This is a genomic window from Paraburkholderia oxyphila NBRC 105797, assembly GCF_000685075.1.
GTDB lineage: Bacteria > Pseudomonadota > Gammaproteobacteria > Burkholderiales > Burkholderiaceae > Paraburkholderia > Paraburkholderia oxyphila.
Genome location: NZ_BAYD01000001.1, coordinates 112948 through 128577, shown reverse-complemented (window position 1 = coordinate 128577; position 15630 = coordinate 112948). Strand labels below are relative to the sequence as shown.

At 68.3% G+C, this 15630-nt stretch carries 11 protein-coding genes and 1 riboswitch; of the genes, 8 read left to right on the top strand and 3 right to left on the bottom strand.

Features of this window, described 5'->3' with window-relative positions:
• Positions 1 to 134 precede the first annotated feature (134 nt).
• Both BO1_RS00620 and BO1_RS00615 read right to left on the bottom strand, forming a co-directional pair.
• Positions 135 to 1601, bottom strand: coding sequence for a gamma-glutamyl-gamma-aminobutyrate hydrolase family protein (locus tag BO1_RS00620; RefSeq protein ID WP_028215876.1), 1467 nt, complete (start codon positions 1599 to 1601; stop codon positions 135 to 137).
• A gap of 229 nt (positions 1602 to 1830) precedes the next feature.
• Positions 1831 to 3597 carry a cation:proton antiporter gene (locus BO1_RS00615; protein ID WP_028215875.1) on the bottom strand — a complete coding sequence of 589 codons (1767 nt, stop codon included), beginning with the start codon at positions 3595 to 3597 and terminating at the stop codon, positions 1831 to 1833.
• Positions 3598 to 3804: 207 nt separating this feature from the next.
• Between BO1_RS00615 and BO1_RS00610 the strand changes: the two genes are divergently transcribed.
• From BO1_RS00610 to BO1_RS00575, 8 genes are all read left to right on the top strand, one after another.
• Positions 3805 to 5205, top strand: a complete 1401-nt coding sequence (locus BO1_RS00610) for an amidase (RefSeq protein WP_028215874.1) — start codon at positions 3805 to 3807, stop codon at positions 5203 to 5205.
• A gap of 168 nt (positions 5206 to 5373) precedes the next feature.
• Positions 5374 to 5904 (top strand): disulfide bond formation protein B, encoded by a 531-nt coding sequence (locus tag BO1_RS00605; RefSeq protein ID WP_028215873.1) that lies wholly within the window; start codon positions 5374 to 5376, stop codon positions 5902 to 5904.
• Positions 5905 to 6245: 341 nt separating this feature from the next.
• The gene (xdhA, locus tag BO1_RS00600) at positions 6246 to 7820 is read left to right on the top strand and encodes a xanthine dehydrogenase small subunit (protein ID WP_028215872.1); all 1575 of its coding nucleotides are present in this window, start codon (positions 6246 to 6248) and stop codon (positions 7818 to 7820) included.
• Complete coding sequence (gene xdhB / locus BO1_RS49205; protein ID WP_043283467.1) at positions 7817 to 10210, top strand: xanthine dehydrogenase molybdopterin binding subunit; 2394 nt, start codon at positions 7817 to 7819, stop codon at positions 10208 to 10210. Before xdhA ends, xdhB begins: the two co-directional genes overlap by 4 nt.
• Positions 10211 to 10222: 12 nt before the next feature.
• Positions 10223 to 11368, top strand: coding sequence for a xanthine dehydrogenase accessory protein XdhC (gene xdhC, locus BO1_RS00590; RefSeq protein ID WP_028215871.1), 1146 nt, complete (start codon positions 10223 to 10225; stop codon positions 11366 to 11368).
• 33 nt (positions 11369 to 11401) lie between these two features.
• On the top strand, positions 11402 to 12445 hold the full coding sequence (locus BO1_RS00585) for an adenosine deaminase (protein ID WP_028215870.1): 1044 nt from the start codon (positions 11402 to 11404) through the stop codon (positions 12443 to 12445).
• A gap of 186 nt (positions 12446 to 12631) precedes the next feature.
• The gene (gene guaD, locus BO1_RS00580; RefSeq protein WP_028215869.1) at positions 12632 to 13939 is read left to right on the top strand and encodes a guanine deaminase; all 1308 of its coding nucleotides are present in this window, start codon (positions 12632 to 12634) and stop codon (positions 13937 to 13939) included.
• Between the two features lie 59 nt (positions 13940 to 13998).
• A riboswitch (yybP-ykoY riboswitch) is annotated at positions 13999 to 14222 on the top strand.
• Between the two features lie 8 nt (positions 14223 to 14230).
• Complete coding sequence (locus BO1_RS00575; protein WP_028215868.1) at positions 14231 to 14803, top strand: TMEM165/GDT1 family protein; 573 nt, start codon at positions 14231 to 14233, stop codon at positions 14801 to 14803.
• Positions 14804 to 14906: 103 nt separating this feature from the next.
• Here BO1_RS00575 and BO1_RS00570 read toward each other — a convergent pair whose 3' ends face one another.
• Positions 14907 to 15605, bottom strand: a complete 699-nt coding sequence (locus BO1_RS00570; protein WP_028215867.1) for a DUF4136 domain-containing protein — start codon at positions 15603 to 15605, stop codon at positions 14907 to 14909.
• Positions 15606 to 15630 lie beyond the last annotated feature (25 nt).

Below are 15630 nucleotides of genomic sequence, written 5' to 3'. Positions count from 1 at the left end.
CGATTAATTTCGGATAACCGACAGAGCAGCCAATTACTTGTCCGAAATCACCTACTCCTGATTAGGAATGCGTGGTTGGAATCTGCATCGATGTCGATCGATATCAAAAAAGGGGGCGGCCGCCCCCTTTTTCGTCAGAACCGCGTCTCGCGCGCCGACCGCAGAAACGTATCGAGCAGCGGTGTGCAGTCGAGCAGTTCCGGGCCGCCCGCGCGGTGGAACTCCGGGTGCCATTGCACGCCCACGACGAACGGCGCGCGCCGGTAGCGCACCGCTTCGATCAGGCCGTCACCGGACGAAACGGCCTCGACTGTCAGATCGCGGCCAAGGCTCTTGACCGCCTGATGGTGGATCGAGTTGACGATGGCCTCGCGCCTGCCCGGGAACATGCTGGCCAGCGACGAACCCTCCGGAAAGTGGACGGCGTGGCGATGCTGGTCGTAGTGCTCGCTCACGTGCACGCCCGCCGTGGGCACATCGGTGGCGATGTCCTGATAGAGCGAGCCGCCGAACGCGACATTGATGAGCTGGCAGCCGCGGCATACGCCCAGCACCGGCTTGCCCGACTCGATGAATTCGTGCAGCAGCTCCAGCTCGTACATGTCCCGCACGCGGTCGCCGGGCCACTCCGGACGCGGCGCAGTCTCCGCGTAGGTTTGCGGCGAGACATCGGCGCCGCCTTGCAGCAGGAGGCCGTCGAGGTGCTTCGCATAGTCGCGCAGGCGGATGTTGCTCGGGTGCAGCATGCCCTGATGGCCGACCGTCGGAATCATGAAGACGATCACGTCGCGCGACATGACCCAATGCGCGATCGACTCTTCGAGATATTGCAGTGTCTTGCCGCGCAGACCCGCTGCGCCCGGTTCCGGGTGAAAGATGCGAGCCGAGACGCCGATGCGCAACGTACGCTGGGTGATGCGCTGACCGGCGCGGTCGAACAATTGCCGTGCGCGCGCCGCGATGATGCGGCCGAACACCGACCATGCCGAATCGCTCGGACGCAGATAGCGCGGCGGCTCAGGCGGAATGGCGTGCGGTGGCGGGGGATGCTGCGCAGTGAAGTCGGGCGCCTGGCCGAAACCGGCAGGCGCCGCGCCCGGTCGCGGGCTGGCCCCGGCTTGCGGCGGCGAAGGCTCGGCTTGCGTTGTGGTGTCCTTCGTCCCGGTCTCGGTAGGCGCCGGCACCTCCTTACCCACCTCGCCCACCACCTCGATCGGAATGCGTGGCGCGCCGGCCGCTTCGGCCTGCTGGCGCGCCACGGTGCGCGCCGCCTCGTCGCGCGGCTCGCCGGCTTGCGGCGCGCTCGAAGCGGCCCCCACCTGCGCCGAGACCGGCTCCTCGTCGCTGCCACTGCCCGAGCTGTCCGCGCCGGCTGCGTCCGGCGTCACCGCCGAGGCGCTCGCGGGCGCGTCGGTCGATGCGCGCTCCGCAGCCTCGCCCGCGGGTGCCGCGCCCGAAGAACCGGACGTGGCGGCACCGGGTGCGCCGGCGGGCGTTGCGTGGGGAGAAGCGGAAGAGCCGGGCGCGCCGGGAGCATCGGCTTTGGCAGGACGGTCAGCGCCGCCGGGAACCTCGGGGTGGTCGGATTTGTTTTCGCTCATAACGTGGGGTCGGGCGCGCCGCGCGCGCGAACGAATGAACAGGGTTTCGATTATGCGTCGCACCGCATATCGCCGCCACCCCCGTGCACAAACGCTCACATTCCGTTGCAGTTGGGTACGGCCGGTCAGGTACGGCCGGTCAGGTACGGCCGGTCAGGTGCGGCCGCTCAGGCACGGGCAGGTCCCGCACCCAATCTGCACTTAACCTGCGCACAACCGTGCGCCGGCCTTACGGCTCCGGCCGCTCGTCGAAGGTCTCGCGCAGCGCGATCTGCATGCTCGCGTGGATCTTCACGCACCAGCGCCACAGCAGCATCGTGAGCCCCGCCGCGCACACCAGCACGCCAATCAGGAAGCCCGTGGGCGGCAAGATCGTCCCCGAGAGCGCGGCGACCAGCACGAACACGCCGATCATCGAGACGGCCGGCACGAGCTCGGCGATCGCATGACGCAGCGCACGCGTGAAGCGCCCCGCCTTTTCTGGCTGCACGCTCACCTCGGCGAGCAACAGCGCGAGCGACTGCGTCTTGCGCCAGACGGCGACCAGAAACGGAATCGCGAGCAGCAGCGCGGCGCTCCAGAGCACCACGCGCTGGATGCGCTCGTCGGGCACCCAGCCCGCGAGCACCGGCAACGCGTAGCGTGCGCCATACGACGCGCCGATGAAAATCGCCGCGACCAGCGCGAGATTCACCGCGACCTGCACGACGATGCGCTTCGTGAGCGCAAACAGCGTCGGGCCCTGCGTGCCATCCGAGCGCGGCATCAGGCAGCGCAGCCACTGGCTGTACATGCCGAAGACGTTCGACACCGCGGGCGGCATCGCGCGCGCAAGCCGCTGCGAGAGCGGATCGGCGAAGCGGATCAGATACGGCGTGGTGAGTGTCGTGATCGCCGAGACGGTCACGGCGATCGGATAGAGAAAGGCGCTCGTCACCTTCAGCGTGAGGCCGAGCGAAGCGATGATGAAGGAGAACTCGCCGATCTGCGACACCGTCATCCCGACACGCATCGCCGTGCGGCCATCGCGGCCGGCAAGGAAGGTGCCGAGCCCGCACGAGACGAGTTTGCCGAACACCACGGCGAGCGAGATCACCGCGATCGGCCACGCGTAGTCGACCAGCACGAGCGGATTGAGCATCAGGCCGATCGTCACGAAGAAGATGGCCGAGAACGCGTCGCGCAGCGGCGCGACCAGATGCTCGATGCGTGGCAGATGGCGCGACTCGGCCATGATCGCGCCGATCAGGAACGCGCCGAGCGCAATCGAGTAATCGAGCTTCACCACCAGCAGGCAAAAGCCGAAGCAAAAGCCGAGCACCGCAACGAGCAGCATCTCGTCGCTGCCCACGCGCGCCACGTAGCCGAGCACGCGCGGCACGATCAGGATGCCCGCGAGCAGCGACACCGTCATGAAGAGCAACAGCTTGCCGAGCGTGACGAACGCGATGCCGGGCGAGAGCTCGCCCGTCTGGGCAATGCCGCCGAGCAGCACGAGCATGGCGATGCCGAGAATGTCCTCGACGATCAGGATGCCGAACACGAGCTGCGCGAACGGCTCGCGCTTCACGCCCAGATCGGCGAGCGCCTTGACGATGATGGTGGTGGAAGAAATGGCGAGGATCGCGCCGAGAAACAGCGAATCCATGGCGGCCCAGCCGAACGCGCGGCCAATCTCGTAGCCGATCCACAGCATCACCACGATTTCGGATAGCGCCGCCACGATGGCGGTCGCGCCCACCTGGAACAGCTTGCGCAGACTGAATTCGAGCCCGAGCGAGAACATCAGGAACACCACGCCCAGCTCGCCCATCGTCTGGATGGTCTGCTCGTCGTGGATGAGCTGGAACGGCGGCGTGTACGGCCCGATGATCACGCCCGCCGCGATATAGCCGAGCACCACCGGCTGCTTCAGGCGATGAAACAGCACGGTGACGATCCCCGCGATCGCCATCACGACTGCCAGATCCTGAATGAAGCCGATTCCCTGGTGCATGGGCAGAATATCCTTACAAAATGCTATCGAAAAGTTGAATGTTACCCGATGCGTGCGACTCGCCAAATCGCTACTCAAGAAAAATTCACGTTCTACAATGATGTGTCCCTTGCCGCGGCGCATGGCCGCATTGCACGGCCGTCGTACGCGTCACGACGCGCCCGCGGCACCCCCGCCCACCGTATTGCCATCGATGCCCCCGCTGCCATGACCGCCACGCCTTCAACCTCCCCATCCGCTTTCACGCCATTCCCTCCGCTCGCCCAATTGGCCGCCGACCTCGCCGCGGGCCGCACCACGAGCCGCGCGCTCGCCGAGGCCGCGCTCGAGCGCATCGCCGCCGCGTCCGGCCAGGGCGCCACCGTGTTCACGCACGTCGACCCTGAGCGCGTGCGCGCCGCCGCCGATGCGCACGACCGGCTGCGCGCCTCGGGCACGGTGCTTTCGCCGCTCGCGGGCATTCCCGTCTCGGTGAAGGACCTGTTCGACGTGCAAGGCGAAGTCACGCGCGCCGGCTCCACGGTGCTCGCGAACGCGGCGCCCGCGAGCGCCGACGCGACCGCGGTCGCGCGCCTGCGCCATGCGGGCGCGGTGCTCGTCGGCCGCACCAACATGAGCGAGTTCGCGTTCTCCGGGCTCGGCCTGAACCCGCACTACGGCACGCCGCTCTCGCCTTACCGGCGCGGCGTGGCCGGCGACGAGCGCATCGCGGGCGGCTCATCGTCGGGCGCGGCGGCCTCGGTCGCCGATGGCATGTCCGCCGTCGCGCTCGGCACCGACACGGGCGGCTCGATCCGCATCCCGGCTGCGTTCTGCGGCCTCACCGGCTTCAAGCCCACGGCCGCGCGCATCCCGAAGACGGGCGGCGTGCCGCTCTCGCCCACGCTCGACTCGTTCGGCCCGATCGGCAACACGGTGGCGTGCTGTGCACTCGTGGACCGCATCCTCGCCGGGCTGGCCCCGCACGTGCCCGCGACGCGGCATCTGGACGGCGTGCGCATCGGCGTCCTCACGAACTACGTGACGGACGACATCGACCCTTACGTGGCCGAGGCGCTGGACACGGCGCTCAAGCACCTCGATGCAGCCGGTGCGATCGTGAACGAGGTGCGCTTTTCGCCATTCGAGCGCCTCGCCGGGATCAACCGCATCGGCTTCTCGCCGATCGAGGCCTACGCGTGGCATCGCCCGCTGCTCGCGCAACACCGCGACCAGTACGACCCGCGCGTGCTCGTGCGCATCCTCAAGGGCGAGCCTGCGAGCGCCGCCGACTATCTCGACCTGATCGCCGCGCGCGCCGCCCTGATGGACGAGGCGCAGGCCACGCTCTGGTCGCGCTTTGACGCCGTGATCGCCCCGACCGTGCCGATCGCGCCGCCCGCGCTCGCCCCGCTCGTCGCCGACGACGACGCGTTCGCGCGCGCCAATGCGCTCGTGCTGCGCAACCCGAGCGCCTTCAACTTTCTCGACGCCTGCGCCCTTTCGCTGCCGATCCACCATCCCGGCGAGGCGCCGGTGGGGCTGATGCTGGCCGGCGCCCCCTACGCCGACGACACGATCCTCGCGATCGGCCGCGGCGTGGAAGCGGTGCTCGCCCCACTGCGCTAACCGTAAAAAGGGGCGCGGTGACCCGTGCAGGCTTCGCCTGCGCGGGGTCAAGGGCGCTCGCTCGCGCGATCCCCCCTTCGCGCTAGAATCGCGAAACGCCGCTGCAGCCGCCGCTACCAGGACTTGCCCGAGGCCGGCTGCGCTGTTCAACCCGAATAAACGAGTCACATGAACGACGATAACGCGCGGCTGCGCCGCGAGCGCCGCCTGCTGGTCCTCCTCGGCCTGATCTGCCTCGCGCTGCTGGGCGGGGCGCTCTACTTCCAGTACGTCGAGCACCAGGACCCCTGCCCGCTGTGCATCCTCTCGCGCTACTTCTTCATCCTGATTGCGATCTTCGCGTTCCTTGGCGCGCGCTTCGCCAGTTGGCGCGCCGTCCGCACGCTCGAAGCGCTGGTGGTGATTTCGGCGGCGGGCGGCATCTTCGCCTCCGCCAAGCTCGCCTGGGTGCAGGCCGTGCCGAGCTTCAGCTGCGGCTTCGACACGCTGCAGCCCATCGTCGACGCGCTGCCACCCGCGCACTGGCTGCCCGGCGTCTTCAAGGTCCAGGGCCTGTGCGAAACCACCTATCCGCCGATCCTCGGCCTCACGCTGCCGCTCTGGTCGGTGCTCGCCTTCGCTGTCATGTTCATCGTGGTGCTCGCCAGCCTGTGGCGCAACCGCCGCCGCCAGGTGGCGTGGCCCGGCATCCGGCGCTAAGCGCCGTCGCGCCGCGCGCCGCCCCATAACCACCGGCGTTTGCGGCGCCATCCACCCGCCTCGCATACCCGGCCAGGCACGACCCTTTCCCCCGCGCCGCCCCTCATCCGGCGGCGCGTCCCCCTCCTCGCCACCGCCCGAAAGGGCCGGATCATGCAGCGTTCTGTCATGGGCGCCGCCGCATAACCCCCATCTTCCAGAAGGAATACTTTCCGGCCGCTGTCGGTGCTAAATTCGGAACTGGATGGCGATCTACGTGCGCGAGGCCGGACTGGCAGTCAAGGCGCGCCCCGGCTCCCTGCGTAACGCGCGCCTGATCCGCAATGTCTCCCGGGTTTCACATGACAACGCAAACCATCCGCTTCGTCCGTCGTGGCGCCGTGCACGAGGTGCATGACGCGCCCATCACACGCACCGTGCTCCAGCACCTGCGCGAGGATTTGCACGTCTGTGGCACCAAGGAAGGCTGCGCCGAGGGCGACTGCGGCGCCTGCACGGTCGTAATCGGCGAACTCGACGAGGACGGCCATCTCGCGCTCAAGGCGGTCAACGCCTGCATCCAGTTTCTCCCCACGCTCGACGGCCGCGCGCTCTTCACCGTCGAAGACCTGCGCGCCCACGACGGCGCGCTGCATCCCGTCCAGCAGGCCATGGTGGACTGCCACGGCTCGCAGTGCGGCTTCTGCACGCCCGGTTTCGTCATGTCGATGTGGGCGCTCTACGAGCGCCAGGGCGCCGACGCGGGCCTGCCGACGCGCGACGAAATCGATCAGGCGCTCTCCGGCAATCTGTGCCGCTGCACCGGCTACCGGCCGATCATCGACGCGACCCAACGCATGTTCGACGTGGCGAGCTATCCGCGCGTCGCGCTCGCGCGCGAGCCGCTCGAAGCCGCGCTGCGCTCGATCGCGCGCAGCGAAACCTTCGTCTACGAAGGCCCCGACGCGCGTGGCGCCGTGCACGGCCATGCCACGTTCTTCGCGCCGCGCACGCTCGAAGCATTCGCCGCGCTGCGCGCCGAGCATCCGCAGGCGCGCGTGCTCGCGGGCGGCACGGACGTCGGGCTGTGGGTCACCAAACAGCTGCGCGATCTGGGCGACGTGATCTACACCGGCCAGGTCGCCGAATTGCGGGCCATCGCGCGCGACGCGCAGACGCTCACGATCGGCGCCGCCGTCCCGCTCGAAGATGCCTATGCGGCGCTCGCCGTCGACTATCCCGAGCTCGCCGAGCTGTGGGCGCGCTTCGCCTCGTTGCCGATCCGCAACGCGGGCACGCTGGGCGGCAATGTGGCGAACGGCTCGCCGATCGGCGACTCGATGCCGGCGCTGCTCGCGTTCGACGCCGTGGTCGTGCTGCGCCGCGCCGCGCGCGTGCGCATGCTGCCGCTCGCGGCGTTCTACACCGGCTATCAGAAGAGCGTGCTCGAAGCCGGTGAGTTCGTCGAGGCGATCCGCGTGCCGCGCCCCGTGCCGACGCTGCGGTTTCGCACCTACAAGGTGTCCAAGCGCTACGACCAGGACATCTCGGCGGTCTGCGCGGCGTTTGCGCTCGAGATCGGCGAGGACGGCACGATCGTCAACGCGCGCATCGCGTACGGCGGCATGGCTGCGATCCCGCAGCGCGCCGCGCATGCCGAAGCGGCACTCACGGGTGCACACTGGAACGAAGCGGCCGCGCAGCGCGCGATGGCCGCGCTCGACGCCGACTATCAGCCCCTCACCGACATGCGCGCGAGCGCCGCGTATCGTCTGAAGGTCGCGCGCAATCTGCTCTGGCGCTGCTGGCTCGAAACGCGCGACGACGCGCCGCTCGCGCTGTGCGACGTGAACGCCTTCGTGTTTGCCTCCGAGGCGGAAGTCGTCGACGAAACCGGCGTGGCCCCCGGCGCTGCACTTGCGGGAGATGCACCATGAACCGCCAGTCCGATCCGTTCGTTGCACAAACCGCGCATGCGGCCCAGGCTGCGCTCGGCGCGCCGTTGCCGCACGAGTCCGCCGACCTGCACGTAAGCGGGGAAGCGCGCTACACCGACGACATCCCCGAACTGCACGGCACGCTGCATGCCGCGCTCGGCCTCTCGCGCCATGCGCATGCGCGCATCGCATCGCTCGATCTCGAGCGCGTACGCGCCATGCCGGGCGTCGTCGCGGTGCTCACCGCCGCCGACATCCCCGGCGAGAACAACTGCGGCCCGGTCCTGCATGACGACCCGGTCCTCGCGCACGATGAAGTGCAGTATCTCGGCCAGCCCGTGTTCGCCGTGATCGCGACGAGCCACGCGCTCGCGCGCCGCGCGGCCGCGCTCGCCGCAAGCGAAGACGTGGTGCGCTACGAGCCGCTCGAGCCGGTGCTCACCATCGCCGACGCGAAAGCGCGCCAGCAATACGTCCTGCCACCGCTGCGCCTCACGCGCGGTGAGCCGGCGGCGCGCATTGCGGCGGCGCCGCACCGTATCGCCGGAACATTCGCCGTGGGCGGCCAGGAGCAGTTCTATCTCGAAGGCCAGGTCGCGTACGCGCTGCCCGAGGAACAGGACGGCATGCTCGTCTACAGCTCGACGCAGCACCCGAGCGAGATGCAGCAGCTGGTCGCGCACTTGCTCAACTGGCCCGTGCATCGCGTGATGTGCGAATGTCGGCGCATGGGCGGCGGCTTCGGCGGCAAGGAATCGCAGTCAGCGCTGTTCGCTTGCGTGGCCGCGCTCGCCGCGCACAAGCTGGGGCGCCCCGTGAAGCTGCGCGCCGACCGCGACGACGATTTCCTCATCACCGGCAAGCGCCACGACGCGCTCTACGAATACGAAGCCGGCTACGACGACGCAGGCCGCCTACTCGGCGCGCGCGTGGAAATCGCGCTGCGCGCGGGCTATTCCGCCGATCTTTCGGGCGCGGTCGCCACGCGCGCGGTCTGCCATTTCGACAACGCCTACTACCTTTCGGACGTCGAGATCGTCGCGCTCTGCTGCAAAACCAACACGCAATCGAACACGGCGTTCCGCGGCTTCGGCGGACCGCAGGGCGCGCTCGTGATGGAGGTGATGCTCGACAGCATCGCCAGGGCGCTCGGGCGCGATCCGCTCGAGGTGCGTCGCGCGAACTACTACGGCGTCGGCGAGCGCGACGTCACGCCGTATGGGCAGCGTGTCGAGGACAACGTGCTCGTTCCGCTCACCGACGAGTTGCTCTCGTCGAGCCAATACGCCGCACGCCGCACCGCGCTCGCCGCGTTCAACCGCGCGAGCCCCGTGCTCAAGCGCGGCATCGCGCTCACGCCGGTGAAGTTCGGCATCTCGTTCAACGTCCCGCACCTGAACCAGGCGGGCGCGCTCGTGCACGTCTATCGCGACGGCTCCGTGCTCGTGAATCACGGCGGCACCGAAATGGGCCAGGGGCTCAACACGAAGGTCGCACAGGTGGTGGCCGGCGTATTCGGGCTGCCGCTCGCACAGGTGCGCGTGAGCGCGACCGACACGTCGAAGGTGGCCAACACCTCCGCCACCGCCGCCTCGACCGGCAGCGATCTGAACGGCAAGGCCGCCGAAGACGCGGCGCTCTCGATCCGCGCGCGCCTCGCCGAACTCGCTGCCGCACAGCACGGCGGCACGCCCGGCGAAATCGTGTTCGAAGACGGCAAAGTCCACGCAAACGGCCAGGTAATCGCGTTCGCGGACTTCGTGGAATTCGCGTATCTGAAGCGCGTGCAACTATGGTCCGATGGCTTTTACGCGACGCCCAAAGTGCATTGGGACGCGAAAACGCTCACCGGCCATCCGTTCTACTACTTTGCCTATGGCGCGGCGGTGTCCGAAGTGGTCATCGACACGCTCACGGGCGAATGGAAGCTCGTGCGCGCCGACGTGCTGCACGACGCGGGCCAGTCGATCAACCCCGCCATCGACATCGGCCAGGTGGAAGGCGGCTACATCCAGGGCATGGGCTGGCTCACGAGCGAAGAGCTCTGGTGGAACCGCGACGGCAAGCTGATGACGCACGCGCCGTCCACCTACAAGATTCCGGCGATCAGCGATACGCCCGTGGCGTTCAACGTGCAGCTCTACCGCAACGAGAACGCCGAGCCCACCGTGTTCCGCTCGAAAGCCGTAGGCGAGCCGCCGTTGCTGCTGCCGTTCTCGGTGCTCCTCGCGATCCGCGATGCGATCGGCGCCGCCGTGCCCGGGGCCCGGGAGGCCGCGCCGCTCATCGCGCCCGCCACGCCCGAAGCGATCCTCGACGCGCTCGATGCCCTGCGTGCGCGCACGGCCAGCGCGCAGGCCGCCGCCCCCATTGAAGTTGTCGTCAAGTAGGAGAACTGCCGGATGCAAGCCTGGCTCACCGATCTGCAGCATCTGCTCGCGCATGGCGACGCCGCCGTGCTCGTGACCGTCGCGCGCGTCGAAGGCTCGGCGCCGCGCGAAGCCGGCACGAAGATGATCGTCACGCGCGAAGCAGCCCGCCACACGATTGGCGGCGGTCACCTCGAATGGAAGGCCATCGAGACCGCGCGCCAGGTGCTGCGCGAGGGTATGCGCACGCCGCATGCGCGGCGCCTCGAGCGTTTCGCGCTTGGGCCGAGCCTCGGCCAGTGCTGCGGCGGCGCCGTCGTGCTCGCGTTCGAGCGCCTCGACGTGTCCGACCTCGGCTGGCTCTCGACGCTCGCGCACCGGCTCGCGGCGGGCGCATCGACCGTGCGTAGCGTATCATTCCGCTCCTCGCGGAATGGGACGCCGTCGGGCGGCGCAGTTCGCCACGCTGCTGGTCAGGATCGGCAAGACGCGAGCGCAGAAAGCGCGGCGGTTGCGACCGTCATGCTTTCGGAGCCGGAGCCAGGCGTGGAAACGCCCGACTGCCTGCTCTGGGACACCGGCACGCCCGGTCAAGGCGACGGCACGATGCTGCTCACCGAGACCATCGCGCCAAACGACTGGCCCGTCGTGCTGTTCGGCGCGGGCCACGTGGGCGCGGCGCTGGTGCGCGTGCTCGGCACGCTGCCGTGCCATGTGCGCTGGGTGGACGAGCGCGACGCCGCGTTTCCCTCGCCGGAAGCGTTCGCGGCACTGGGTGCGCCCAACGTCGCGATCGACGCCAACGACGCACCCGACGAAGCCATCGACGCCGCCCCGCCCGGCACGAGCTTCATCGTGATGACGCACGATCATTCGCGCGACCTCGATCTTGCCGAGCGCATCCTGCGCCGCGGCGACTTCGTGTTCTTCGGCATGATCGGCTCGCACACGAAGCGCAAGCAGTTCGAGCACCGGCTCGCCGCGCGCGGCATCGACCCGCTGCAGATCGCGCGCATGCAGTGTCCGCTCGGCGTGGACGGCATCGTCGACAAGTCGCCCGAAGTCATCGCGATCTCGGCCGCCGCGCAATTGCTGCAGGCGATCGAGGCCGCCGCGGCTGGCCTGCATGCATCCGTGCACGCTGGCGTTGCGGTCCCCGGCACAATCCATTCCGCGTGATGTCATTCACTAACGAACTCGATTGAGCGAACCATGACCATCACGACCCCTGCGAACCCGCTCGTGCAGAAAGCTGCGCGCGCACCGAAGGCCGAGCTGCACATCCATATCGAAGGCTCGCTCGAGCCCGAGCTGATCTTCGCGCTCGCGCAGCGCAACCACGTCAAGCTCGCATACGAGTCGATCGAAGCCCTGCGCGCGGCCTACGCGTTCACCGACCTGCAGTCGTTCCTCGACATCTACTACGCGGGCGCGAGCGTGCTGCTCACCGAGCAGGACTTCTACGACATGACGATGGCCTACTGCGAGCGTGCGCTCGCGGACAACGTCGTGCACACCGAAATATTCTTCGATCCGCAAACGCACACCGAGCGCGGCGTGGCGATCGAAACCGTGGTCGCGGGCATCGACCGCGCGCTCGCCGACGCCGAAAAGCGCGGCCTCACGAGCAAGCTGATCCTCTGTTTCCTGCGCCATCTGAGCGAAGCCGATGCGCTCGCCACGTTCGACGCCGCGCTGCCGCTGTTCGACCGCTATCCGCGCATGATCGGCGTAGGCCTCGACTCGTCCGAGCGCGGCCATCCGCCCTCGAAATTCGAGCGCGTGTTCGAGAAGGCGCGCGCGAAGGGCCTGAAGCTCGTCGCGCATGCGGGCGAGGAAGGCCCGCCCGCCTACATCTACGAAGCGCTCGACCTGCTCAAGGTCGACCGCGTCGATCACGGCGTGCGCAGCATCGAAGATCCTGCGCTCGTCACGCGCCTCGCCGACACGCGCGTCGCGCTCACCGTCTGCCCGCTCTCGAACCTCAAGCTCTGCGTGTTCGACGACATGACGAAGCACACGCTCAAGCAACTGCTCGACGAAGGCGTCGCGGTGACCGTCAACTCCGACGATCCCGCCTACTTCGGCGGCTACGTGAACGAGAACTACAGCGCCATCATCAGCGCGCTGAAGCTCGACGACCAGGAGGTGTACACGATCCTGCGCAACGGCTTCGAGGCGTCGTTCGTGACGCCCGAAGAACGCGCTGCGCTGATCGCGAAGCTCGATCAGTACTGGAGCGGCGCCGTGGTCTGATCCCGCGCAGGACGTCCCAACTTAGGGCTTCACCCTTTACAGGGACCGGCGCGCGAGCGCCGGCCCCAGGGCTTTTGCGCGCCGCGTTTTCAGGAGCGGCGCGCACGCAGCGCGCCATCTGCGAAGACGCAAGGCACGCGCGAATCCTGCTTATGAATACCTGAAATTTTTGGAGACGATGTTCCCATGACTCAATCGGCTTATCGCGCAAAACTGTTGACGTTCACCGGCGACCCCGCGCAGTCGCCCGATGCCGCCGTGTTCCACGAAGACGGCGTCGTGATCGTCGAAGATGGCCGCGTGGCCGCGTCGGGCGCCTGGTCGGCGCTGCGCGCCAGCGTGGCCGACGGCGCGACGGTGCACGACCTGCGCGACAAGCTGATCGTGCCGGGCTTCATCGACACGCACATTCACTACCCGCAGACCGACATGATCGCGTCGCCCGCGCCGGGTCTGCTGCCGTGGCTCGAAACGTACACGTTCCCGACCGAGCGCGGTTTCGCGGACGAAGGCGTGGCGGGCGACACGGCGCGCTTTTTCGTCGACGAGCTGCTCGCCTGCGGCACGACCACGGCGCTCGTCTACTGCACGGTGCACAAGCAGTCGGCCGACGCGCTCTTCACGGCGAGCGCGGCGAAGAACATGCGCATGATCGCGGGCAAGGTGCTGATGGACCGCCACTGCCCCGAGTTCCTGCGCGACACGCCGCAGACCGGCTACGACGACAGCGCGGAGCTCATCTCGCGCTGGCACAACAACGGCCGTCAGATGTACGCGCTCACGCCGCGCTTTGCGCCCACCTCGACCGAGGCGCAGCTCGAAGCGTGCGAAGCACTCGCGAAGGCGCACGGCGACATCTTCATTCAGAGCCACGTCGCGGAGAATCTCGACGAAGTGAAGTGGGTGAAGGAGCTGTTCCCGCGCCAGCGCAGCTATCTCGACGTCTACGATCGTTACGGACTCCTGCGTCGCCGCGCCGTGTACGGCCACTGCATCTGGCTCGACGACGAAGACCGCCAGCGCATGGCGCAGACCGGCACGGTTGCCGCGCACTGCCCGACTTCGAACCTGTTCCTCGGCAGCGGCCTGTTCGACTTCGACAAGGCCCAGGCCTCGCAGATGCCCGTCACGCTCGCGACGGACGTGGGCGGCGGCACGTCGTTCTCGATGCTGCAAACCATGAACGAGGCGCACAAGGTCGCGCGCATGGGCGGCCATCACCTGACCGCCACGCGCATGTTCTGGCTCGCCACGGCGGGCGCGGCGGCCGCGCTCGATCTCGCCGACAAGATCGGCACGCTCGCGCCGCAAAGCGAAGCGGACTTCGTCGTGCTCGACCCGCAGGCGACGCCGCTGCTCGCGCGCCGCACCGCGCGCGCCGAATCGCTCGAAGAGCTGCTGTTCGCGCTCGCCCTGCTCGGCGACGACCGCGCCGTGTTCGAGACCTACGCGGCCGGTGCACGCGTGCACAGCCGTGATGAAGCGAAGCGCTGAGAACCGTCGATCCGACAGGATCGGTAACGCATCTTGTCGGAAAATGCCGGTGTTATAATCCGGCGTTCATTGGGGAGTAGCCGCCCCGCCTCGTGCCACCCGGCCAGCCTTCATGGTTTGCCGCGCGCCGCGCACGTGAGGCGGGGGCGTCCGTCAACAGACTTGGCCTGCGTGGCCATGGCGGATGCAGCCTCGGGCCTGGCGAGACCGATGACTCATGACCGCCGCTACAGGGCCCGGCGGGTCGTGGGTCGTCGCTCGCACTCATCTCGGCCCGAGGATCATCAAAACGTGAATCAAGCCTTTCTCGTCTCAACAGGCGCGGTCGCGCTCGCCGAAATCGGCGACAAGACGCAGTTGCTCTCGCTCGTGCTCGCGGCGCGCTATCGCAAGCCCATGCCGATCATCCTCGGCGTGCTGGTCGCCACGCTCGTCAATCACTCGGGCGCGGGCGCGCTCGGCACCTGGCTCGGCTCGCTCGTCACGCCTTCGGTGATGCGCTGGGCGCTTGCCGCATCCTTCGTGGCGATGGGGCTGTGGATACTCGTGCCCGACAAGCTCGACGAAGGCGAAGCCAACGTCAATCGCACGCGGCTGGGCGTGTTCGGGGCTACCGTCGTCACCTTCTTTCTCGCCGAGATGGGCGACAAGACCCAGATCGCGACCGTCGCGCTCGCCGCGCGCTTTCACGACTTCTTCGGCGTGGTGGCCGGCACGACGCTCGGCATGATGATCGCGAACGTGCCCGCGATCCTGCTGGGCGACCGCTTCGCGCACAAGCTGCCGACGAAGCTCGTGCACGGCATTGCCGCCGTGCTGTTCGTGGTGCTCGGCGTGCTCGCGATCATGGGCGTGGGCGTCTGACGCAACGGGGAACGGGACGCGTGAGCGCCCCAAAAGCAAAGCGCGCCTGACCTTCGAGTCCGGCGCGCTTTCGTTCACTCATGCCAACCGTCAGGTTGACCGGTCACTTTGCCGGGGCAGCCCCTGCCGGCGCCGCTGTAGCCGCCGGCGGCAACGCGGCGGCGGCCGGCGCCTCGTTCGGCGCCCCGCCGTTCTTGTCCACCGGCAGCCTGACCTGTTGCACCGAGCCGTTCTGTAGCGGGAAGTTCGACAGCGCACTGCGCACCAGATACGGCATCACATGCACGAGCGAAGGATCGTCGCCCGATGTGCGTGCCGTGACGTTATAGACTTCCTTCCCGCTCGCTTTTTCCGTGATGCGTATGCCAAGCGCATGCGAATACACCGGGTAGGTCTGGTTCACGTAGGCGGGGCCCCAGGGACCCCAAGGCCCCCACGGATTGAACGGCCCCCAGTACGGGGCAGGCCACGGGTTGTAGAAGACCGGCTGCGCGACCGTCACCGTGTCCATGCGGCTGCCGTAGGCGAGGCCCACGAGATAGCGCGCCTGCTGCTCGGGCACCTGGCGGAATGCATACGGGGCGAGGCCGCCCGCGACGAGATTCTCGTAGGTCGATTGCTCGATACTTTGCTGCTGGTCCGGATTGCGCGTGAACGCGTAGGTGCGCGTGGCGTCGCTGCCGCCCTCCCACGCGGAGAACGCGGTCACCTGGCTTGTCACGTAGGTGGTGCAGCCGGACAGCGTCACGGCAAGCGCCGCCAGCATCAGCAGCGCGCGGTGGGTCCATCGGTCGGGCATCATGGTCTTCTCGTTGCAGTCTTGCCAG